This is a genomic window from Limnohabitans lacus (assembly GCF_030053395.1).
Taxonomy (GTDB): domain Bacteria; phylum Pseudomonadota; class Gammaproteobacteria; order Burkholderiales; family Burkholderiaceae_C; genus Limnohabitans_A; species Limnohabitans_A lacus.
The window spans coordinates 17878-38665 of sequence record NZ_JASGBH010000009.1 but is presented as its reverse complement, the minus strand read 5'-3'; the positions used below and the strand labels follow the sequence as shown (position 1 = coordinate 38665).

The following is a 20788-nucleotide window of genomic DNA, read 5'->3' as shown; positions in this document are numbered from 1 at the left end:
AAGGCCGGCGCCGGGGGACATGAACGGAACACGGCACCGCGTCGCAGCACGATGAGACGAACCGGTACGTTCAGACCAGCTCCGCTGCCAGCCAGCCGCGCAGGCTGTTGAAGAAGGCCAGGCCGCTCGCGCGCTCAAGGTCCTCGACGCGCACCACCGCCTCGGCGATGCGGCCCTCGCGCAGCCAGCGCTGGCGGCCCACGCCGTCCAGCAGGCCGCTGGCCAGCGGCGGCGTGAGCCAGCGGCCGTCCAGGCACAGGGCGATGTTGCCGCGCGTGCATTCGGTGAGCTCGCCGCGCGTGTTCCACAGCAGGGTGTCGAACACGCCGGGCGCGCTCGGTTCGAAGGCCTCGTAGTGCGCGCGCCGCGTGGTCTTGAAGCGCACGAACTCGCTGTCGGCGGCCTCGAAGGGCCGGTCCGCGAGCTGCAGGCGCACAGGAGCGGGCGTGGCCTGCATGGCGAAAGCCTGGGCCTGCAGCCTGCCCTGGGCGTCGAGCAGCAGCCGCGCTCGCCACAGGCCCTGGGGATGGGCCCGGGCCAGCCGGTCCAAGGCCTGCCGGGCCTGCGCCTCGTCCCAGGGATAGGCGAAATGCGCGGCCGCGCGGGCCATGCGAGCCAGGTGCGCCGGCGCCTCGCGCGGCACGCCGTCCTCGAGCGCCAGGGTCTCGAGCAGCTCGAAGGACTGGCTGGCGCGGTCCAGGAAGGCACGCTTGTGGCGCCACTCCTGCCACTCGCCGTCGGCTGTGGCATCGGCCGTGATGCCGCTGCCGATGCCGCAGCGCAGCCGTCCTTCACGCGCCGCCACGGTGCGGATCGCGACATTGAAGGTGGCCGCTCCGCCGGGCCGGACCACGCCGATCGCGCCGCAGTAGACGCCGCGCGGCTCGGGCTCCAGCGCACGGATCATGCGCATCGCCCGCACCTTGGGCGCGCCGGTCACCGAGCCGCAGGGAAACAGGGCCGCGAACACCTCGGCCAGCGTCGTGCCGGCGCGGGTGCGCGCCTCGACGTCCGAGCTCATCTGCCAGACGCTGGGCAGCGCCTCGAGCCGGAACAGCCGCGGCACGCGCACGGAAAAGGGCTGGGCCACGCGCGACAGGTCGTTGCGGATCAGGTCGACGATCATCACGTTCTCGGCCTGCTCCTTGGCCGAGGCGCGCAGCCGCGCGGCCAGTGCCGCATCGTCTTCGGGCGTGGCGCCGCGCGGGGCCGTGCCCTTCATCGGGCGTACCAGGATGCGCTCCCCGTCCCAGTCGAAGAACAGCTCGGGCGAGACCGACAGCAGCTGCTCGTCGCCGGTGTCGATGAAGGCGGCGTAGCCGCCCGGCTGCGCCCGCCGCAGCGCCATGAACAGATCGCGTGGTGCGCCGCGCAGCACCCCGTGCAGCTGCGCCGTGTAATTGAGCTGGTAGAGCTCGCCGTCGGCGATGGCGCGGTGGATGTCTGCCATGCCTCGGTCGAAAGCGGCCCGCGACAGGCCGCCCTGCCACTGCGCCTCGGCCGTGCCGCCTGCCTCGGCTTCGGGCCAGTGCCGCGGGGCGTCGTGCACGCCGAACCAGGCCAGCGGGCCGTCGGCCTGATGCACTGCCAGCGCCGGGTCAAAGGCCGCCGCGGCCTCGTAGCGCAGGTAGCCGACGCACCAACGGCCCTGCCGGGCCAGCGCATCCACGGCTTCCAGTACGGGGCGCACCTCTTCCATGGCATGGGCCGCCAGCACCCGGCGCGGCGCGCCGAAGGCGCAGCGCAGCGGCGCAGCGCCATCCGCCGGGGCGGCAAAGTCAATCAGCGTTGGCATGGCTCAGCGCATGTGAAGCCGCTGCGGGCCCGGTCGCCCACCCCCGAGCCGTGGCCGGAGAACGGCCACCCGGGCCGGCGCGCCGGCTGATGGCCGGCAGAAACACCTCCTGCACCATCAGCGCCGGGCCGCCCCGGCGCTGGGCGAACAGGGCGCGGCGCATCCAGAGCACGCCCAGACGCGGCTGCGGACTGGCCGGGTAGTTCCGCAGCGCGCGCCCGACCCGGCTGTGCCAGGGCGATGCCGGCGGCAGGCGCAGCGGCGGCAGGACCTCGCGGTGCGCCGGGCGCACGCCGAACAGCAAGTCGGCCAGCGGCCGCGTGCCAAGGCGGCGCAGCGCCCGCCACGGCCCCCGCACCGCGCGTGCGAGCGTGAAGCTGCGCGCGAACACCAGGGGCTGGCCATTGACGTAGAGCAGGACTTCGCGGCCCCAATACCGTTGCGAACGCGCGCGGCTCGAACCAGCACCCTCGTCGGGCAGCAGGCGCAGCCCGCCTTCGCGCAAGGGCCGCACACGGTAGTCCGAACCGAGCGCCGCAAGGTGGCGGCTCAGCGAGCCCGGCGCGGCCAGCCAGCGCCGCAGCGACACGGAATGCGCGGGTTTCACGGACGCGCCGACCTCAGGCGGCGCCGATCCGGGGCACCAGCGCGCCCGCCGGCTGGCCAGCCTTGAGCGCGGCAGTGAAGGCCAGCATGCGGTCGATCGGCACCCGCGCGCGCAGGCCCAGGGCCGGGTCCACGTGCACTTCATTGACGCCGGTCTCCAGCACATGGGCTACACCCGCCAAGCTGTTCATCGCCATCCAGGGGCAGTGCGCGCAGCTCTTGCAGGTGGCGCTGTTGCCGGCCGTGGGCGCTTCGATGAAGGTCTTGCCGGGGTTCAGCGCGCGCAGCTTGTGCATCATGCCGCTGTCGGTGGCGACAATGAATTCCGGTGCGTCCAGCTCATGCGCGGCCTTCAGGATGGCCGAGGTCGAACCCACCGCATCGGCCAGCGCCACCACCTCGGCCGGGCTTTCCGGGTGCACCAGCACCTTGGCTCGGGGGTGTTCCTTCTTCAGGGCTTCCAGCTCAAAGGCCTTGAACTCGTCGTGCACGATGCACGAGCCCTGCCAGAGCACCATGTCGGCGCCGGTTTCGCGCTGGATGTAGGCGCCCAGGTGCTTGTCGGGCGCCCAGAGGATCCTGTGGCCCTTGTCCTTGAGAGCGCGCACGATGTCGAGCGCGCAGCTGGACGTCACCAGCCAGTCGGCGCGCGCCTTCACCGCCGCGCTGGTGTTGGCGTAGACCACGACGGTGCGGTCCGGGTGCGCGTCACAGAACGCGGAAAAATCCACGTTCGGGCAGCCCAGGTCGAGCGAGCAGGTGGCGTCCAGGTCGGGCATCAGCACGCGCTTTTCGGGGCTCAGGATCTTGGCGGTCTCGCCCATGAAGCGCACGCCGGACACGATCAGGGTCTGCGCCGCGTGGTCGCGGCCGAAACGCGCCATTTCCAGGGAATCGCTGACGATGCCGCCGGTTTCCTCGGCCAAGTCCTGCAGGTCGGGGTGCACGTAGTAGTGCGACACCATGACCGCATTGCGCGCCTTGAGCAACTGCCGGATACGGTCCTTCAGCGCCGCGCGCTCCACCGGCGACGGCTCGGGCGGCACGCGGGCCCAGGCATGGCGGGTCGGGCAGGCCGGCTGCTCGAATTCCACATCGATGACCGGATAGATCACTGCTCCCATCACAACTCCTGAAAACGCATGGAAAAGTCGATCGCCTTCACGTCTTTGGTGAGGGCTCCGATGGAGATGCGGTCGACCCCCGTTTCTGCAAGGGCGCGCAGGCTCTTCAATGTCACGCCACCCGATATTTCCAGTATCGCGCGGCCGGCATTCAGGCGCACAGCCTCATTCAGTCCAGGGATATCCATGTTGTCGAGCAGCACCATGGTCGCGCCGGCTTGAAGCGCCTCGTCGAGCTGGACCAGAGTTTCGACCTCGATCTCCACGAAGGCGGCCTGCGCCGCACCCTCCCTCATTAATTGCGCCGCTGCCTGCAGCACCGGCGCCACACCGCCCGCCGCGGCGATATGGTTTTCCTTGATCAACACCGCGTCGTACAGGCCGATGCGATGGTTGGTGCCGCCACCGGTGCGCACCGCGTACTTTTGCGCCAGCCGCAGACCGGGCAGGGTCTTGCGCGTGTCCACGATACGCGCTCGGGTGCCCTTCACGGCGTCCACATACATGGCCGTGGTGGTCGCCACGCCGCTGAGCAATTGCAGGTAGTTCAGCGCGGTGCGCTCGGCGGTGAGCAGCGCGCGCGCCTGGCCCTCGATCTCCGCCACCACCTGATCCGCCACGCAGCGTTGGCCTTCGGCCACTAGCCAGGTGATGCGCGCCTGCGGGTCCAGCTGGTGCACGGCCTCTTCGAGCCAGGGCGCGCCGCACAGCACGGCGCTTTCGCGCGCAAGGATAAGCGCCCGCGCGCGCCGGACCGGGTCGATCAGGCCGGCGGTCAGATCCCCATTGCCCACATCTTCCTGCAGCGCGCGCGCCGCATCCTGCCGGGCCAGCTCGGCAATGGCTTTTTGCGATTCATCGGTAAAATGTGTCATGAGCCTGAAGCATAGCCGAATCGAATAGACTCCCGACACCGACTGACTTGACTTGCAGCCCCACCATGAACCCCAGCCCAACGGCCCCCGCCAGCGCCACGCCCTACGGCACCCTGCCCCCGGCCTCGCCGCTGCCGCAGCGTCGCCCCGTCAGCCTGCCACGCCTGCAGCAGTTGCGGGAGTCGGGCGAGAAAATCACCATGCTCACAGCCTACGACGCCACCTTCGCCGCCGTGGCCGACGCCGCTGGCGTGGAGTGCCTGCTGGTAGGCGACTCGCTGGGCATGGTCTGCCAGGGCCTGCCCAGCACCGTGGGCGTGACGCTGGAGACCATGCGCTACCATACCGAAAGCGTCTCGCGCGGCCTGCACCGGGTGCAGGGCACGGCCTGGCTGATCGCCGACCTCCCCCACGGCAGCTACGCCGAAAGCCGCGAACAGGCGCTGCGCAGCGCCTGCCAGCTGATGCAGGCCGGTGCCCACATGGTCAAGCTCGAAGGCGGCGGCTGGACCGCGCCTACGGTTAAATTCCTGGTCGAGCGGGGCATCCCGGTCTGCGCCCACCTGGGCCTGACGCCGCAAACGGTGCACGCGCTGGGCGGCTACCGCGTGCAGGGCAAGACTGAAGCGGCGGCGCGCACGCTCAAGCAGCATGCCCATGAATTGCAGGACGCCGGCGCCACCATGCTGGTGCTGGAAATGGTGCCGGCGTGGCTATCGGCCGAACTTACATCCGAGTTGCACCACTGCCACACCATCGGCATCGGAGCCGGCAAGGGCACGGCCGGCCAAGTGCTGGTGCTTCACGACATGCTCGGCATCAACCTGGGGAAGATACCCAAGTTCGTGCATAACTTTATGCAAGATGCCGGCAACGTGAAGGCGGCGATCGAGGCCTATGTCCAGGCCGTCAAGAGCGACACCTTCCCCGACGACAAGCTGCACGCCTGGTAAGCACGGCCCGCAGCCCACATCCACACCGATCATGGAAATCGCCCGCACCATCCCAGAATTGCGCCAGCTCCTGGCCGCGCACGCCAAGCCTGCCTTCGTCCCGACCATGGGCAACCTGCACGACGGCCACCTGGCCCTGGTCAAGCAGGCCCGGCTGCTGGGCGACGCCACCGTGGTCAGCATCTTCGTGAACCGCCTGCAGTTCCTGCCGCACGAGGACTTCGACAGCTACCCGCGCACCTGGGACGCCGACTGCGCCAAGCTGCAGGCGGCCGGCTGCGACATCGTGTTCGCGCCGCGCGAAACCGACCTGTATCCCGAGCCCCAGACCTTCAAGATGCACCCGGACCCGGCGTTGGCTGACATCCTGGAGGGTCAGTTCCGACCCGGGTTCTTCACCGGCGTCAGCACCGTCGTGATGAAGCTGTTTTCGGCCGTGTTCAGCGGCCACGCGGCAGGCGTTGCGCTGTTCGGCCAGAAGGACTACCAGCAGCTCATGGTGATCCGCCAGATGGTGCGCCAGTTCACGCTGCCGATCGAGATCGTCGGTGGCCCAACCTGCCGTGCACCCGACGGCCTGGCGCTGAGTTCACGCAACGGCTATTTGAACGAGACCGAGCGCGTCGAGGCGGTTCAGCTCTCGCTGGCGCTGCGCACCCTGGCGAGCGATGCGCTGGCCGCGGCGAATGCTCTGCCGGCACAACTGCCAGGCTTGGAGCAGCGCGCCCTGCAGGCCTTGGCCGCGCGAGGCTGGCGGCCCGATTACCTCACGCTACGCCGCCGCGCCGACCTGCAGGCCCCGCAAGCTGGGGACACAGGACAGTCGTTGGTGGTGCTGGGTGCAGCGCGACTGGGTACGACGCGGTTGATCGACAACTTCGAGGTCTGATCTTTTACCGGACGGATCTGCAAGTCCGCAGGTTGCGGGTCCACGGCCTGAGGGTTTAGACTGACTCGCCCCAGGACTCGCGCCCCATCAGCGCGGCAGCCGCTTCGGCCGGCTGCAAATGGCCATGCAGCAGCGCCACCACGCCTTCGCCGATCGGCATGTCCACAACAAGGTGACTAGCGCGCTGCACCAAGGTGCCAGCGCTGTAGCCGCGGATGTAACCGCAGGCGCGGAGATGCGTTTCAACACAGCCTCGACCCTTTGCAGTCATATAGATAGGCTAGAACAGCCATTCTTTTAATCAAATCTCGATGCAAATCCACTCCCTGTTGAATCACAACCAAAACTGAGCCAGTTTCGGAGCTTTACACGTTGAAATTTGAGCCACACTACAAGCTACCCTGCTTATTTTTTATGCAGGGTGGCAGGAGTGATCAACGTGAGTACTTTGAGCAAATTGCGCCGTCTTGTTTTGAGGGACGGCATATCCATACGCGAGGCCAGCAATCGACTGGGGATTTCGCGCAACACGGCCACGAAGTGGCTGGAGCAGCCGGAGATGACCGAACCCCGTTACCCCAAGAGGGCGTCAGGGCCAGGCATATTGGGCCCCTATGAGGAGGTGCTTACGCAGTGGCTGAAGTCAGACAGCCACCGCAACAAACGTGAGCGCCGAGGCACCAAAGCGCTGTTTGAGGGGCTAAGGGCGCTGGGTTACCCGGGTAGCCGAGGTCCGGTTTACACCTTTGCCCTGCGCTGGCGCAAAGAGCAGGACTTGGCAGCCAAAGGCCAAGGCTATGTCCCCATGCACTTTGACATGGGGGAGGCCTTCCAGTTTGACTGGAGCACTGAATACGCAGTCATCGGTGGTTTGCGCAGACGTTTGGACCTGGCCCACACCAAGCTGGCGGCCAGCCGGGCGTTTGTGCTGTCGGCCTATTACAACCAGGCGCACGAGATGCTGTTCGAGGCACATGCCAGGGCATTTGCCGTGTTTGGTGGCGTCACCAAGCGCGGGATCTACGACAACATGAAGACGGCGGTGGACAAGGTGGGCGATGGCAAGAAGCGCACCATCAACGCGCGCTTTGAGACGATGACGGGGCATTACCTGCCAATGGCAACACAAAAAAATCTGGGAAGGTCTATCGGTACTACGTGCACAACAAGAAGATGCACGAAGGTGCCAGCCAGAGCAGCATCCCGAACCAACCGGCTGAACCCCTCGAGCAAGAGGTGACCAAGCAGGTGCTTGATTTCCTGCGCTCGGGCACGATGCTCACCCAATACTGGCACCGTATCCAGTCCATCAACCCTGGCATTCCAGAACCGCAGGCGGTCGTGCTCATCTTGCAGCGCACTGCGAAGATCTGGGACAACTACTTTGATCAGGTGAAGAGCCACATCATCCGAAGCCTGGTGGAACGGATCACGCTCCATGAGGACGATACGGTTGAGGTCAGTTGGCGCACAGATAACTGGATCCCTCTGCTGGAAACCATGAAGCCCAAAACAACGGGGGCAGAGATGCTGGAACTGGAGATGCCCGCATGAGCGACATGACCGTCAGCGACATCATGAGCGACGGCAACTTTAGGATCACCACGCGCACCCCCTTCAAGCTCAAGCGCCGTCCGGGCATCAAAACAGTTGTGATATCCCCTGAAACGACTGAGGGTTATTTAGATGGAGAGTGCATAGACAAGAGCAGCCAAATTGCTCTGTTCCAAGGCCTTGCCCGAGCCCACTATTGGCAGCGGCTGTTGGATGAAGGAAAGGTCCGCAGCGGCTCAGAAATTGCCAAGCTAGAAGAGCTTGACCCGAGCACTGTCAATGAACTGCTGAGGCTGAAGGCGCTGAAAAAGATTCGCCACTACGTCGAATCCCACGATAAGGCCATCCGCAAGAAGGCTGAGATCATGGTCGACCACTTCGTGGCGCAGGTGGCAGGCAAGCAAAAGATCGGTGGCAAGGCGCGGGCGATGATCGTTTGCAACGGCATCGCTCGGGCCATCGACTATTACCGCGAGGTGTCCGACTACCTCGCGTCGATCAAGAGCCCGTTCAAGGCCATCGTCGCGTATTCGGGTGACTTTGAAATTAGCGGAGTGAGGAAGACTGAAGCCGATCTCAATGACTTCCCGAGCAAAGACATTCCGTCCAGGCTCAAGCAAGACCCGTACCTTGCGCGCGCCCCCGATGGGGACATCGTTGAAGTCAAGCATGCGCACCTCCCGCTGGAGATGCATCTGGGTGCTTGACCTGCTCGGCTGCGTACCTCACTTGCCATTTGTGAAGTTCCCGGATTCGATAGCGCACCATGCGATTGATGGAGTAGTACGGGATTCCCAGCTCAGTGCGCTTGCGAGCGTCGATGAAGTAGTACAGCGGCAAATTCAGCGCTGCCGAAGCCTGCTCGGCCGTGACGAGAAAGTCCTCCGCGAAGTCAGCCGCCATATGTGCTGGCTGCCTCTTTGGAGAAATCATTGGTTTGCTTTTTTTCATGAAAACAGTCGTCCCTGCAAACGGTTTTCGCCGTCTGCATCAGTTGGTTGGTGAAGGTTGGAAGGACGCTCAGCTCAGTTGATTGGCTGGGCATCCAGTTGCATACGAACGCTGGGGTACTTGCTGCGTTCGTGTTCTTGAACCATGGCCTCGACATAGGTCGTGACCACGGCGTTGATCAGCTGCAGAGCTTCTTGCTGGGTGTAGCTCAAAAGCGGGCGATCCATTCCGATCTCGCTGGCGGCTTCTCCCAATGGTTTGAGGCACTGCTGCATGGCGGCCAGTTCTGCTTCAGTCGGATCTATCACGCCCACTCCCAAGTCTGCTGCCGTCGGCAATGCGCCCTCGCGTTCGAGATAGCGCACACCGGCCGCGTAAAGCCGATGGAAACAATCTTGGCAACGCCTTGAGCAGAAGATCCAGTCGATGGGATATCGCTTGGGATGCCCCACCTTGAAGCGCAGATCCACATGGCCAAATCCTCTGGCCTGACGGGAACACACCCAGCACTTCATGCAGCCTCGCCATCACTGCGCCCATGCAGGTCGGCCCTGCACGTTGCCGGGACGGGGGGTGTAGCTGACCCCCGACTGGGGGGCTTGCGCCGCAGTCGGGGGTACGGCAGTCGCTGGGGCCCCGCCAGATCCATGGCCACCACCGGTGCCCCCATCACGTTGCAGTTTGGCTTGCATCAGGTCGGCGTACTCCTTGTGGTCAGGCTCAATCACCAGCCGGATGATGTTGCGGTACTCGCCTTGACCATCTTTTTCAATACCTATGCGAGCGGCAAATTCAGCTCCATCGAGGTCACCAAAGCTGCGAATCTGGCGAGCACGTTGTGCCTCGGGTGAGTTGTCATCGGGGTGAATGTTGCGCGAGCTGTTGAGCACCGCCTTGATGAAGCTGCGCCCCATCTGCGCCCAGGTTGGCCCCTTGTTGGAGTGCAGGCCTACATTGCTCCAGATCTTGCGCTTGGCAAATGGTCCCGTGAGCAGCACGAATTCGCAGGACAGGAACACTGCCCCCGTTTCATCCGATGCCGTGGCATAGCCACCCGTCCAGCCCTTGCTGGCGTCGTCATGGCCGCCGGGTTTGATTGCCATACGTACCAGGGCCTGGGTGCCTTTTGGGATCAGGTTGAACTCGCCTTGCTGGGCATCGGCGTTATTGAAATCAGACCATGCAGCCTGGTGGTGGTTGTCGTTGTTCATTGAGAAATCTCCTTTGATTGGTGGTGTTTGGGTGAAGATGAAGGCTTTGGGCGCTCAGAGCTGGACATCACCTACCCAGCGGATCTGGAAGGTGGGCTCGGTGATGAGTTCCTTGCGGGCGGGCTGAAATGCCGCGCGCAGCAGTGGGTGCCAGCGGGCGTAGTCCTGCTCGGCTACCGAGAACTGAACCTGCATGAAGTCCTGTACGCGGTCACCTGCAACGACCATCCGTTCAGCGATTTCAGACAGGTGCTTTTGGTCCCAGACGATTTCTTTGGGCTGAGAGACATCGATCTGCAGGTCACCGTCGTCGATGCGGAATCTGGCAGCTTCTTCCTGACCAAGCGTTGCGGCATGACGGATCTGGTCGGCATAGCGGATTTCCATTCCTCGGTTGATTCGGCCACGCATTTGCAGCGTCCAGTCATGGAGCTGCTGCACCGCGTTGCTGAAATGAGCCAGTTGGTCTTTGGGCAGACGGCTGATCTGGCTCTCGGAGAGGTCGGGCAAGGCCGCCTGTTGCAATTGGAGGTGATTCATCGGGTGGCTCCTTAGGCAGTTGCCCGTTGTGAGGTGGAGACGTGCTGGACGCAGTTCTCGAAGGCAATCACGGCATTGAGGGGATAGTTCACCCGCTTGCCCAGCTTCAAGTAATGGGGGCCGCGCCCTTCCATTCGCCAACGTTGGAGGGTCTTGGGGCTCATGCCCCATCGCGAGGCCAAATCGGCTTCGCTCAGGACTTGCCGTGGGGGCATGTATGGCTCTGGGGCCATGACGCTCAAGGGGTTGAGCGTTGAAAGCGCTGGTGTTGCTAGCAGCATGGGTCACTCCTTTCAGAGAGTTGAGGGACAACGCTGCTATTTCAGAAAATCAATGGGGAACTGATAAGGAACTGAACAAGGAACTTTGGCGATATCTCCAGTTCCTTGATCCTGGCCTGGTGTCTGATGAGCTTGGCGCTTTGCTTGGAGCACCTGCAATAGCAAAGTAAATTTCCGACCAATACCAAAGTAAATTTCTGCATTCACGGAAATAAACACTCATATATGCATTGCTAAAATTTTTAAAGCGCCATAAAATGCGCCTTAAATGAAATCTCTATCCCCACCACCATTGCCAGTTGCACGCAGCCTGACCCGACTCGGTCAGGCAATTTCGCTTGCCCGTCGGCGCAGACACCTGACACAGGAAGATCTTGCTGAACGGATCGGCGCGTCTGCCCATACCGTGCGGCGAATGGAAGCTGGCCACCCAGGGACCGCCATGGTTCACCTTGCCAGGGCCTTGCAGGTGTTCGGGGAGCTGGACAAGCTCAATCAGTTGCTCGACACGCCTCAAGACACCATCGGCCTGACGCTGATGGATGAAAAATTGCCCCAGCGGGTGCGCAAGTCCCGCAAATCACCCGAATCTGGAGCGTTCTGATGGCCACAAAACCTGCTGCCAAACCCACCGCCAGACCGGCTCCAACGCGCACCCAGATGGATGTCTTTCTGGGCAAGGCAGAAAAGCCGCTGGGGCGGCTCATCTTCGTCAAGGACGGTCAACGGGAGTTTTCTCAATTCGCCTACAGCGACGAATGGCTGGCAGATGCGCAGTTCTTTGATGTCTCACCCGACCTCATCCGCCAAAGCGGCTACCAACTTCGCAAGCCCCCCACCAAGAACGACACGTGCTTCTTCTTGGCCTTGGCCGATACCGAACCTGACGCGTGGGGACGGCGGGTGATCGCACGCGCACATGCCAAGGCTCGTGCCAAAGATGCATCGCTGGGGCCACTGACCGAAGCGGACTACCTCGCTTGCGTGGATGATTTCAGCCGGGTGCCTGCAGTGCCGTCTGCGCGACCGCCAGTGCCTTCTTTTTCTGGGCCACCAGCAACAAGGGCTTGCCCTCGCGCGAGCGGATCACCTTCCAGTGCACGTTGCTCCACCAGCCGCTGGCCTCGCGCAGGTCCACAGGCTGGTCAAAGGCATACACCGTCACCATGCCGCCCTTCTCGAAGAACGTGGTGAGGTGGTAAGCGAGGTGACCTTCGATATCGCATGGCCGCATGAGTTGGGGAAACCCGGGCACCACGTTGGCGTCCCGCATGCCCAGGTGCATGAGCAACTGGCGCTGCTCCATGAAACTGCCCCGCAAGCTGCGCTCGTGGTATTCGTGGTCGATCGCGTCGCGCACCATCGCTGGCGGTCGCACGGCGAGCACCCCGCCGCTGGTGCCACCAGCCAGCAAAAGCGCCGCCAGAAAACGCTGCAAGCCGCGTCGCGCCAGCAGCGGCTGCGGCTTTCGGTACAGGTGTGCCGGTGCGTCGCTGGCCTCGAAGGCGATCGCCAACTCGGCGCGCGCGCGCAAATCGAATTCGCTGTTGGGCAGGAAAGGCGCGTCGGTATCGGGGCTCATGTCTTGGTCCTGCGAAACGGGGTAACGTTGACATCGGCCTTGGGTGTCGCAGGTACCCCCATGGCCAGCTTCAAAGCGTCGCGCGCACGGGCTAGGCGCGACAACACCGTGCCGGGCGCGATCTCCAGCGCCTCGGCCATCTGGGCGGTGGGCATGTCGTCGAAATAAAACAGCACCAGCACCTCGCGGTGGATGGGCGCCAGGCGCGCGAGCGCCTTGACGACATCGAGTTTGTCGTCCAGCCCCGCGTCGGGCGCCGCTTGCTCGGGCTGCTCTTCATCGTCCAGCGACTGCATGCTGGGTGCGGCCTGGCGAAAGGCGGCGCGGCGCATGATCTGAAAGAGCCAAGCCCGTGCCAGCGCAGCGTCGCGCAGTTGCTCCCGGTGCTTCCAGGCGTTGGCAAAACAGTCTTGCACCACGTCTTCGGCAATGGCGCGCGAACCAGTGAGCGCCCACGCACTGCGCAGCAAAAAACGGTAGTGCTCACGCACCCATTGGTTATAGCGGGACTCGGCAGACTGGAACAGCATGGTGATCAAGAGCGCTGCGTGGCTTGGTTCATTCCGTGGCGCTCATCGGTACTTTCCCTAGGGCTGTCGATCAAGGCCCCCGCGTCCCACCCAGCGACGGAAATTCCGCTTCCGCACCTTTGGCTGTGCGCTGCTGCAGGGTGTGCAGTCGGCGTTGCATGCTCTGGATCTCCACCGTCTGCCCGGCAATGATTTCCTCGGCCAACTGCCGGGTGACAGGATCGCGCCCATGCTGCAACACCAGCCGCGCCATGTCCACAGCGCCGGCGTGGTGCGGAATCATCATCGCCAGAAAGTCCTGGTCGGCCTGGCCTGCGTAGCCCGGGCTGTGCATGGCCTGCATCATGCGGGCCATCGATTCGTCCATATCCCGCTGGAATGCGCTGGTGTGCGCGGCGCTGGCGCCGTGGCTGGTGTGCGCGCCGCTCATGCCGTCTGGCCCTTCTCGCCCACACGCACGTAGACGAGGTTGATGCTCTTTTTGTTGCGCAGCGCGCCAGAGGGCAGCGTCAGATTGCCCAGGGGGATCTGCGCAATGAAGGTCGGGCGCAGCGGGTCCCCGACATCAAACCAGGCAAGTGATGGTGAGTGGCTGACCCGCCCTGGGTCAGCCACTCAGTCGGGATCGCTGTTTGCAGGTGATCCCGTCCCTTTTGTCAGTTGGCGCAGCAGCGCTGTGGCCAACCAGCCATCACTTTGATCCACCCGAAGCCTTGGCCACGTAGGCCGCCAGGGCGGCAATTTGCGCATCACTGAGTTTGCCGTTGTAGGACGGCATCTGCCCAATGCCGTTGCGCAGCGCGGTGGCCACGCGCTTGGCATCGGGCTTGAGCTCGTCCAGGCTGGGGCCCACGGCGCCTTCGGCTCCCGCGTCCTTGAGCGCATGGCACAGGGCGCAGGCAGGCACCGCGCCTTGACCATGTTGCCGAATGACCGGCTGGAGATGATCTGCTGCTTGTCTGGCTGGATCTCCTGCAACTCGATGCACGGGACTTCCTGCAGCTCGCGTTGGATCTTCTCCATGACCACGCCAAACTCGGATCGCAGCGTCGGGACATGCGCACGTCGAAGGTCATGCGCAGTCTGCACGCCGTGAACGGCCAGCTTCTTGGTCAGCTTGCGCCCTACCCCCCAGACCTCTTCTACGGCACCTCCCGTGTCCGGGCCAGGCTGAGGCACCGCGTCCCTGTCAACGAATCAACCGCTCACCCCTTTCACCCCAACCGGCGCACGACGCCCAACCACCGGAGACCCCAGAAATGAACCAACAACCCACCTCGCTCCCCCGGCGCCACCTGCTGGCCGGCAGCGGCGCTGCTTTGGCTGCCGTTGGTCTGGCCAGCTTTGGCCGCACCGCAGCCGCTGCTGGTGAGACCGCGCCCGTCGCCGTGGCCGGTGCTGCCAAGCCTCTGCCAGCGTACGTGGGCTGGAAGGACCCGGCCAGCCTGATCGTGCACAGCAGCACCACCATTGAGACCAAGCGCAGTGTGTTCGGCACCAGCGTAATCACGCCGTCCGAGCAGCTCTACATCCGCAACAATCTGCCCGCGCCCGACGCCTCGATCCTGGGCAACCGCGATGCCTGGGAGATCAACATCGAGGGGGTGAAGAACCCGCGCAAACTCACGCTGGGCGACCTCAAGCGCATGGGCATCGAGACCACGGCGATGGTGTTGCAATGCTCTGGCAACGGACGCGGCTACTTCCCCAACAAGCCCAGTGGAACGCCTTGGCAAGTGGGCGCAGCAGGCTGTGTGGTGTGGAGCGGTGTGCCGGTGCGCTGGGTGGTGGATGCCCTGGGCGGCGTGGAGGCCGGCATGGCCTACCTCACCGGCACAGGCGGCGAAAAACTCCCCGATGGACTGGACCCCAAGAGCGTGATCGTGGAACGCTCGGTGCCTGCTGCCGCACTCGCCGATGCCCTGCTGGCCTGGGAAATGAACGGTGTGCCGATTTCGCTGGCCCACGGCGGCCCACTGCGCTTGATCGTGCCGGGTTACACGGGCGTGAACAACATCAAGTACGTCAAACGCCTGGCCTTCACCGCTCAGGAGACCGACGCACGCATCATGTCGCACGGCTACCGCATTTCACCGCCCGGCGCGAAGGGCGACCCGTCGCAGCCATCGGTGCAGGAAATGACGGTGAAGTCGTGGATCAACGGTCCCGGCACGGACGGCGCCCCGCTTAAAGCGGGTGACACACAGATCCATGGCGTGGCGTTTGGCGGCATGAACGCGGTGGCCAAGGTCGAGGTTTCTCTGGACGGCGGAAAAACCTGGCAGCTCGCGCGCATGGTGGGGCCCGACCTCGGCCGCTTTGCGTGGCGGCAGTTTGTTTTTGCGGCGCGCCTGCCGGCGGGCCAGTTCACCCTGGCGAGCCGAGCCACCGACACCGCAGGCAACGTGCAGCCCGAACAACGCATGGAAAACGCGGGCGGCTACAACAACACCAGCTGGGCCGACCACGCCGTGAAAGTGAGCGTGGCATGAAGCGCACAATCCAAAAACACGCGTTGGTCGCTGCCCTGTGGTCGTTGGCATTCACAGTGCTGCCCGTGCACGCCGCCGACGATGCCGCGCAACTTCAACAAGGCAAGGTGTTGTTCGGCCACGGAACTGGTCATCCTCCAAGATGCGCTGTCCAGACCGTGTGCAGTGCATTTGATGTGAGCGACCAGCCGCACTGGGCTGGCGCACAGCGCTGTGGTCACGGCAGCCAGCTTCGCGATCAGCTCCGTCTTACCATGGCCTGCCGGAGCGATGACGCTAGCGTTCCCTTTACCAAGGAGCTCGTCGAGGTCAGGCATAGAGCCACTCCTCGACTTTCTTCAGGGTCTGCGACAAAGGCGATGCTGGGTTGGATTGTGCGATGTCATCAACGATCGGGGCAAGTCCGCGTGCCCGCACCTGATCCTTGAACCAACTCTTGGACTTCTTATCCTTCCCGTTTTCGAACGCCTTTCCCGAAGCAACCTCAGACAGTGCGACCCGCAGTTGGATGCCATCTGATTCGATAAAAATTGTCCAAGCATTAAATGGAACCTTGACCGTGGCCGTGTCCATGTTAGTGACTTTGGCCACGAGGTTGTCATTGATGAAGGCTTCGCCGCGTTCCTCGCGCGCATAGTCCAAGATCTTCTGAACCTGATCGTCATTGGCGGCCTCCAAGATGGCGCGCTCGGTGTAGATGCCTCCGCCATACTCGAAGACCGGAATGCCGGCCACACTCAGCGCCGCGGTCTGCTTTGCACTCAGAGGGTCGTCAGAGTCACGATAAATCGCGACCGTGAATCCGAGCTTGGATATGTTGAGTGCCATGGAGCAGGCCTCAGCCCCATTTCCATCGACGATCGAGGCTCCATGATACTCAATCGGAAGTCCGCCATGACCTGCCGGCCACCGCTCTCTCAGGCCCATCAGAAGGCCTACTTCCGTACTCCCTTCGCAGACCATGATCCTTCTTGAAAACAACGCGCGAGGTGTGAAGCGGATCAACTTGAGCATTGCCTCGATCGGTTCTGAGGAGACCACTTCGACTGCGCGAGACGTGCGATTGGCAATGAGAGCGCGGAGTGCTTCTGGGCCAGCCTCCCCGAGGGCGACTTCCGAATGCGTCGTCATTAATACCTGACCTGCAGGCTTGCCAACCCTTTTAGAGTCTTCCTGCGCCGATTTGAGTTGGGAGATCGCGCCCAAGATTCGATGGGGTTCTAAGCCATGTTCGATCTCGTCCACGAGAACGATTGCGCCCTCGGCGATGGCGGATTTCTGCAAACCCAACGTAGCAAGCCGTCGGGTGCCAAGGCCCGCTAAACGGAGCGGAACACTGCCGTCGTGCAGAGCTATGGATCCCGAGCTAAGGCCAGATCGACCTAGCTCCAACCCGGGGGAGTAGCCCTCGTCGACGTAAGCGCCCAAGCCCTTGGCAAACTCCTCCGCCGCCTCCGCCGCTTTAGTCAAGGCCTCAATCTCGTGAAGCTTCGCGTTCTCACGAGCAGCCTTATATGCCTGGGCTAAGCGTCCTGCTGCTTCCGCGCTGTTGCCAGTCAGGCGTGACAATATGGAGCCTTGTCCCCATGCGAGCTGACGAGCGTCATCACCTGCCAGCCGGACCAGGCCGAATAGTGCTCTGTCCCGGTTTGAGAGTGCACGAGGATCGCTGGTTCGGTCGCAGATTAGTTCCCATGAGGGCTCCATGGACGCGTCGACAGTCAATCGGACGGTGAGGACGGGCTCGTCGTCATCTTCCGGTTCGTCGCGCAGTTCGCCAGCCGTTGTCCAGCCGCGAATGAAGAGACCGAAGCGCTCATCCGATTTAAGGGATGCGGACAGTTCGCCAACAGTTGCCTCGATGGAGATCGGGTTTGTCGTGTCGGCGTTGGTGAAGTCTGGCTCCGCAAAGGCGTACCTGTGCGAGCGCATGTTCAAGCCGGGTTACCAGTACAAGAAGGCCGGGATCATGCTCAGCGAGATCAGTCCGGTGACCCACCGGCAACCCTTTGAGCAGCAACGGGGTCGAAACCGTTCACCGAACACGATAGTCGGAAGGATCTTGGAGAGTGCCGTAGCTAGAAGGTGTTGGCTGTCACCGCAGTCTTGGTATTCGTCGATGAAGATCCGGTCATAGGAGGCTTCGACAACCTGCCGGATGGCAGGTATCTGGATGGCGCGGGCCGCACCCTCATAAAGCTGATCCCACTCCTCATTGACCGGATAGCCTTCCGGAGGCCGGGCTACGCCTGGAAAAGCGTATGCGTAGCGCATGGACCAGCCAGCGATCGTATCCACAAAGGCAAGGTTTGCTGGGACCTTCAGGCGCTTCAAGCGCGCGCGAAGGGCGTGGACTCCCGCGTGAGTGTGTCCAAACGTCCAAAGACCTGATTGGCTTAATCCAGTCGCACCCTGTGGCTGCGATGCGTGACCGAATCGTGGCGGGTTTGCACGCCAGCACGCTGCTGGCTCACCCGTTGGGCAAGCAGGCCATGTTCCAGGCGGCGCATGATCGGCCTTCCGAGTTGATGGGCCTGATTGCCTGCAAGAGTGACCTGCAGCGGGCGTTCTGGCTGTATGTTCACCATCCCGCGCTGTTTGAGGCGGCGGCCGAAATCGAATATCTGGACCACCATGGACAGCAGGCCCAGCAGCATGACCTTGGCATCAAGCGAGCCATTCAACGCGACGAGGTCTCGATAGCCGCATTCAGCGATGCCATCAAGGGGTTCTACCAGCGCGAGCTGGGCTGCGGCGAGGTGTGTGTGGTCAACGTGCTCGAACGCGCACGGGGCACACAGCTCATCTCAATTCACGCCAAGGATCTGGCCACGGCCAAGCTCGAGTTCAAGGGCAGCCAGCTGCAGCGGCGAGTGGGCAGTCCGAATATCCACATGGTGCTTGAATATGCCCAGGCAACTGGTGTGGCCCGCACCATCATCCGGGGTGGAGCCAAGTACCATGCCATGCTCTGTGAGGCCTTTGCCAGGCATTTGCTGGGTGTGGACGCGGATGCACAGCGCATTCAGACGCCTCGCCTGAACCTTACCTCCCTGCGCCTGGGTATGAACATCCCGCAAGCGATCGAGGACGGCTTCGTGGGCCTGCAGGTCAAAAGCGTGACCGTGGTCAGTGGCTGTGGGCGGCTCAAGATGGAACCCGAGTGCGAGAACGACCAGTGCCACCACGACCCAAAACAACAGCTTGTAACTGCGGTTGAACTCCTTGTTCTGTAGACGGGTTCACATTCACGCTCTGCCAGGCATGGAAGTCCACGAACTCGTCCAGATCAGTGGCGTAAACCTGACTGCTGTGGGCTTCGGTGAGCTGCTGGTGTTGACTGAGGGCGCCTTTGGCCATCAGTTCGCTGATCTGTCCAAGGGATAGGTAGCCGCTCTTTTGCGGGCGTTTGCCCAGAGGGTTTGTGGATTGGTTCAGGTGGACTTTCATGGGGAGGAATGGATTGAGAAAACCGTCCACAAATCGTATGAATGAACCCCTCCAGAAGTAACGTGTTTTGGCGGGCCAATGAGGCCCTTGAGTTGGAGAACCGCATAAATCCTGGGTTTCTGAGGCACCGGCCAGCATTCAAGCGGTCTGCAGCGGTGGCTTTGACAAACTTGCCAAAAGCTGTATATTTATCCAGCAATCCGGCAAAACCTCACACCAAGCCCCCAGTCGACTGACAGGGGGTTGAGACGCCTCATTGCCAAAACAAACAACAACAAAGGAGACCCAAATGAGCCGAGCTCAGACCTACGCCGACATCCTGCTGAACTTGCCTGTCGACGACACCCTCAAAACCTTCATGGAGCGCCATGCCTTGCCACTGCCCGAGGGCTGGTCATGGAACGACTCTGGGTAGCTTGCCTCTGCGTGAACTGGTTGATGTCATTCGAGCTCCTGTATCTACCAATGACCCCTACTCCGTCGCTGCAATTGAGATCGGAATTCCTGACTTGGGTGGTTGGCGGGCAGTAAAACCGACTACACCCGGGCCAAACAGCCAGGTACGCGTTGTCCACATCAGAGAACGACGCAGAGAAGAGTCATCCCTTAAAAAGGGAGACATTGTCATGTCCATCAAAGGAACGATCGGGAAAACTGCTCTCATCGAACAAAGCGTGGTTCAAGCAAGCGAATCCTTGTCCGGTTCTGACGCATGGACATTGGTTACCTCTGGAAACTGCATTGCCCTTAGGCCGAGAAGCCAGGAAATTACATCTGAGTACTTGCTGATGTATTTCCGCTCCCAAGAATTTGAGCATCAGCGTGATTCACTGCAGGTAGGTGCAGTGATTCCACACGTTACCCAATGCAGTCGTTAATTGATGAAGTTACTGATTCTGATTTCGCAATTGCCATCGCACATGGTGACGATACCTCATCAATTCGCGGTAAGGAGTGGCCTGTTCCTCGAGACAACGTGATTTTCGAGCTTGGCCTTTTCATGGGCCATCTTGGCAAGGACCGTGCGATCCTTATGGAACCCAGAGATGACGGAGTGAAGCTTCCCAGTGACATGACAGGAATCACAACAATTCCCTATCGGTATCAGGTCGGTCGTGACGGTGTCGCAATGATGGCACCTGCATGTAATGTGCTTAGAGAACACATTCTGCGCCTTGGCCCCAATGTTTAGGATTCACGCATGACTCTCAAAGAAGAGCTAGCCAGCAAGGTTCAAGAGTTTTCCCAGGATCGCTGGGGAGACATTCCAGATGGTTACACGGTACCCACACCAGACGATCTAACATTCGGCAATACCGGTCGTCGGCTATCAGCATGTATTCTCTATGCTGATATTTGTGGTTCCACCGCTATGGTTAACAATCTCAGCGACACAAGAGCAGCCGAGTACTACAAGGCATATCTTCATTGTGCTGCAAAGCTCATAAAGAAGAACAATGGAGAGATTACAGCGTACGATGGCGACCGCGTCATGGCAGTTTTCCTGGGTGATGCCAAAGAAGATAGTGCTGTGAATGCTGCGATGGAACTCAGCTATGCGGTTAGAGAGATCATCAACCCTGAATTCTCTAGGGTATATACAACGTCACATCGAGAGTTACGTCATACAGTCGGCATTGATACCAGCACTGTTCTTGTATCCAAGACAGGGGTCCGCATCGACAGCGACCTGGTCTGGGTAGGTCCTGCGGCGAACTATGCCGCGAAGCTAAATAGCTTTGATGGACTTGACACGAACTATCCGATCCGTGTCACTGGAGAAGTCTATTTAAAACTTTCATCAAGCTGTTTGCTGGGCGGTGGAGGAGAAGAAATGTGGGAAGGACCCTACACGAATTTTGATCCCCGTAGGCACTACAGAAGCCGCTATTACAAAAGCGTGCGATAAATTACGCGGTTTACAAACGTGAAAAACCCCGACCTGTCCTGAGACA

Annotated in this window: 29 protein-coding genes and 1 pseudogene; 12 read left to right on the top strand and 18 right to left on the bottom strand. The window is 62.0% G+C overall.

The genetic code is table 11. From position 1 onward, the window contains the following. Nucleotides 1–70 precede the first annotated feature (70 nt). From pabB to nadC, 4 genes are read right to left on the bottom strand one after another with little or no spacing between them, the layout of a single operon-like run. Entirely contained in the window at nucleotides 71–1795 is a 1725-nt protein-coding gene (gene pabB, locus QLQ16_RS12285; protein WP_108326941.1) for an aminodeoxychorismate synthase component I, read from the bottom strand. Continuing rightward, entirely contained in the window at nucleotides 1779–2402 is a 624-nt protein-coding gene (locus QLQ16_RS12280) for a chorismate--pyruvate lyase family protein (RefSeq protein WP_158270137.1), read from the bottom strand. The genes pabB and QLQ16_RS12280 overlap by 17 nt, the downstream gene beginning before the upstream one ends. A gap of 13 nt (nucleotides 2403–2415) precedes the next feature. After that, a complete protein-coding gene (nadA, locus tag QLQ16_RS12275; RefSeq protein ID WP_283224960.1) occupies nucleotides 2416–3525 on the bottom strand; it encodes a quinolinate synthase NadA in 1110 nt (369 codons plus the stop codon). Beyond that, nucleotides 3525–4400 (bottom strand): carboxylating nicotinate-nucleotide diphosphorylase, encoded by an 876-nt coding sequence (nadC, locus tag QLQ16_RS12270; RefSeq protein WP_108326939.1) that lies wholly within the window; start codon nucleotides 4398–4400, stop codon nucleotides 3525–3527. Before nadC ends, nadA begins: the two co-directional genes overlap by 1 nt. Nucleotides 4401–4465: 65 nt before the next feature. Between nadC and panB the strand changes: the two genes are divergently transcribed. Together panB and panC are read left to right on the top strand one after the other, a co-directional pair. Continuing rightward, a complete protein-coding gene (gene panB, locus QLQ16_RS12265; protein WP_283224959.1) occupies nucleotides 4466–5353 on the top strand; it encodes a 3-methyl-2-oxobutanoate hydroxymethyltransferase in 888 nt (295 codons plus the stop codon). Between the two features lie 31 nt (nucleotides 5354–5384). After that, nucleotides 5385–6242: a pantoate--beta-alanine ligase gene (gene panC, locus QLQ16_RS12260; protein ID WP_283224958.1), complete on the top strand. Its 858-nt coding sequence runs from the start codon at nucleotides 5385–5387 to the stop codon at nucleotides 6240–6242. A 55-nt stretch (nucleotides 6243–6297) separates the two neighbouring features. On the opposite strand, the gene QLQ16_RS12255 is transcribed toward panC, so the two are convergent. Then, nucleotides 6298–6513 carry a hypothetical protein gene (locus tag QLQ16_RS12255; RefSeq protein WP_431310415.1) on the bottom strand — a complete coding sequence of 72 codons (216 nt, stop codon included), beginning with the start codon at nucleotides 6511–6513 and terminating at the stop codon, nucleotides 6298–6300. 168 nt (nucleotides 6514–6681) lie between these two features. Between QLQ16_RS12255 and istA the strand changes: the two are divergent. The 3 genes and pseudogenes from istA to QLQ16_RS12240 form a co-directional block, all read left to right on the top strand. Next, nucleotides 6682–7356: pseudogene (gene istA, locus QLQ16_RS12250) on the top strand (IS21 family transposase); the annotation flags it as partial. A gap of 122 nt (nucleotides 7357–7478) precedes the next feature. After that, nucleotides 7479–7796 carry a hypothetical protein gene (locus QLQ16_RS12245; RefSeq protein WP_283224957.1) on the top strand — a complete coding sequence of 106 codons (318 nt, stop codon included), beginning with the start codon at nucleotides 7479–7481 and terminating at the stop codon, nucleotides 7794–7796. Continuing rightward, entirely contained in the window at nucleotides 7793–8503 is a 711-nt protein-coding gene (locus QLQ16_RS12240) for a hypothetical protein (protein WP_283224956.1), read from the top strand. Before QLQ16_RS12245 ends, QLQ16_RS12240 begins: the two co-directional genes overlap by 4 nt. Here QLQ16_RS12240 and QLQ16_RS12235 read toward each other — a convergent pair. The 5 genes from QLQ16_RS12235 to QLQ16_RS12215 form a co-directional block, all read right to left on the bottom strand. Further along, nucleotides 8460–8747, bottom strand: a complete 288-nt coding sequence (locus tag QLQ16_RS12235; RefSeq protein ID WP_283224955.1) for a hypothetical protein — start codon at nucleotides 8745–8747, stop codon at nucleotides 8460–8462. The genes QLQ16_RS12240 and QLQ16_RS12235 overlap by 44 nt on opposite strands. A 74-nt stretch (nucleotides 8748–8821) precedes the next feature. Beyond that, on the bottom strand, nucleotides 8822–9217 hold the full coding sequence (locus QLQ16_RS12230) for a DUF6511 domain-containing protein (RefSeq protein ID WP_283224954.1): 396 nt from the start codon (nucleotides 9215–9217) through the stop codon (nucleotides 8822–8824). A gap of 57 nt (nucleotides 9218–9274) precedes the next feature. Continuing rightward, nucleotides 9275–9958, bottom strand: a complete 684-nt coding sequence (locus QLQ16_RS12225) for a hypothetical protein (RefSeq protein ID WP_283224953.1) — start codon at nucleotides 9956–9958, stop codon at nucleotides 9275–9277. 54 nt (nucleotides 9959–10012) lie between these two features. Continuing rightward, nucleotides 10013–10498, bottom strand: a complete 486-nt coding sequence (locus QLQ16_RS12220; RefSeq protein WP_283224952.1) for a hypothetical protein — start codon at nucleotides 10496–10498, stop codon at nucleotides 10013–10015. An 11-nt stretch (nucleotides 10499–10509) separates the two neighbouring features. Then, entirely contained in the window at nucleotides 10510–10779 is a 270-nt protein-coding gene (locus QLQ16_RS12215; protein ID WP_283224951.1) for a helix-turn-helix transcriptional regulator, read from the bottom strand. A gap of 268 nt (nucleotides 10780–11047) precedes the next feature. Here QLQ16_RS12215 and QLQ16_RS12210 point away from each other — a divergent pair, with 268 nt between their 5' ends. Next, nucleotides 11048–11383, top strand: coding sequence for a helix-turn-helix domain-containing protein (locus QLQ16_RS12210; RefSeq protein ID WP_283224950.1), 336 nt, complete (start codon nucleotides 11048–11050; stop codon nucleotides 11381–11383). A gap of 390 nt (nucleotides 11384–11773) precedes the next feature. On the opposite strand, the gene QLQ16_RS12205 is transcribed toward QLQ16_RS12210, so the two are convergent. The 5 genes from QLQ16_RS12205 to sorU all read right to left on the bottom strand — a co-directional run bounded on the left by QLQ16_RS12205 (nucleotide 11774) and on the right by sorU (nucleotide 13933). Beyond that, the gene (locus tag QLQ16_RS12205; protein WP_283224949.1) at nucleotides 11774–12361 is read right to left on the bottom strand and encodes a hypothetical protein; all 588 of its coding nucleotides are present in this window, start codon (nucleotides 12359–12361) and stop codon (nucleotides 11774–11776) included. Further along, nucleotides 12358–12891 carry an RNA polymerase sigma factor gene (locus QLQ16_RS12200; RefSeq protein WP_050813810.1) on the bottom strand — a complete coding sequence of 178 codons (534 nt, stop codon included), beginning with the start codon at nucleotides 12889–12891 and terminating at the stop codon, nucleotides 12358–12360. The genes QLQ16_RS12205 and QLQ16_RS12200 overlap by 4 nt, the downstream gene beginning before the upstream one ends. Nucleotides 12892–12961: 70 nt before the next feature. After that, on the bottom strand, nucleotides 12962–13321 hold the full coding sequence (locus QLQ16_RS12195; protein ID WP_008904210.1) for a DUF305 domain-containing protein: 360 nt from the start codon (nucleotides 13319–13321) through the stop codon (nucleotides 12962–12964). Beyond that, nucleotides 13318–13506: a hypothetical protein gene (locus QLQ16_RS12190; protein ID WP_283224948.1), complete on the bottom strand. Its 189-nt coding sequence runs from the start codon at nucleotides 13504–13506 to the stop codon at nucleotides 13318–13320. Before QLQ16_RS12190 ends, QLQ16_RS12195 begins: the two co-directional genes overlap by 4 nt. 76 nt (nucleotides 13507–13582) lie before the next feature. After that, nucleotides 13583–13933 carry a SorU family sulfite dehydrogenase c-type cytochrome subunit gene (gene sorU, locus QLQ16_RS12185; protein WP_431310418.1) on the bottom strand — a complete coding sequence of 117 codons (351 nt, stop codon included), beginning with the start codon at nucleotides 13931–13933 and terminating at the stop codon, nucleotides 13583–13585. A gap of 217 nt (nucleotides 13934–14150) precedes the next feature. On the opposite strand from sorU, the gene sorT reads away from it, so the two are divergent. Continuing rightward, nucleotides 14151–15383: a SorT family sulfite dehydrogenase catalytic subunit gene (gene sorT, locus QLQ16_RS12180; protein ID WP_062405656.1), complete on the top strand. Its 1233-nt coding sequence runs from the start codon at nucleotides 14151–14153 to the stop codon at nucleotides 15381–15383. Here sorT and QLQ16_RS12175 read toward each other — a convergent pair. From QLQ16_RS12175 to QLQ16_RS12165, 3 genes are read right to left on the bottom strand one after another with little or no spacing between them, the layout of a single operon-like run. Then, nucleotides 15332–15700 carry a hypothetical protein gene (locus tag QLQ16_RS12175; RefSeq protein WP_283224947.1) on the bottom strand — a complete coding sequence of 123 codons (369 nt, stop codon included), beginning with the start codon at nucleotides 15698–15700 and terminating at the stop codon, nucleotides 15332–15334. The two genes, sorT and QLQ16_RS12175, sit on opposite strands and share 52 nt — an antisense overlap. After that, entirely contained in the window at nucleotides 15693–17315 is a 1623-nt protein-coding gene (locus QLQ16_RS12170) for an ATP-dependent nuclease (RefSeq protein ID WP_283225086.1), read from the bottom strand. The genes QLQ16_RS12175 and QLQ16_RS12170 overlap by 8 nt, the downstream gene beginning before the upstream one ends. Before the next feature lie 12 nt (nucleotides 17316–17327). Further along, nucleotides 17328–17717 (bottom strand): hypothetical protein, encoded by a 390-nt coding sequence (locus QLQ16_RS12165; protein WP_283224946.1) that lies wholly within the window; start codon nucleotides 17715–17717, stop codon nucleotides 17328–17330. Between the two features lie 89 nt (nucleotides 17718–17806). Between QLQ16_RS12165 and QLQ16_RS12160 the strand changes: the two genes are divergently transcribed. The 5 genes from QLQ16_RS12160 to QLQ16_RS12140 all read left to right on the top strand — a co-directional run bounded on the left by QLQ16_RS12160 (nucleotide 17807) and on the right by QLQ16_RS12140 (nucleotide 20742). After that, nucleotides 17807–18619, top strand: coding sequence for a hypothetical protein (locus QLQ16_RS12160; RefSeq protein ID WP_283224945.1), 813 nt, complete (start codon nucleotides 17807–17809; stop codon nucleotides 18617–18619). Nucleotides 18620–19122: 503 nt separating this feature from the next. Next, entirely contained in the window at nucleotides 19123–19248 is a 126-nt protein-coding gene (locus tag QLQ16_RS12155; RefSeq protein ID WP_283224944.1) for a hypothetical protein, read from the top strand. 211 nt (nucleotides 19249–19459) lie between these two features. Beyond that, entirely contained in the window at nucleotides 19460–19711 is a 252-nt protein-coding gene (locus QLQ16_RS12150) for a restriction endonuclease subunit S domain-containing protein (protein WP_283224943.1), read from the top strand. Further along, on the top strand, nucleotides 19699–20025 hold the full coding sequence (locus QLQ16_RS12145; protein ID WP_283224942.1) for a TIR domain-containing protein: 327 nt from the start codon (nucleotides 19699–19701) through the stop codon (nucleotides 20023–20025). The genes QLQ16_RS12150 and QLQ16_RS12145 overlap by 13 nt, the downstream gene beginning before the upstream one ends. 9 nt (nucleotides 20026–20034) lie before the next feature. Then, nucleotides 20035–20742 (top strand): adenylate/guanylate cyclase domain-containing protein, encoded by a 708-nt coding sequence (locus tag QLQ16_RS12140; protein WP_283224941.1) that lies wholly within the window; start codon nucleotides 20035–20037, stop codon nucleotides 20740–20742. Nucleotides 20743–20788: the final 46 nt, after the last annotated feature.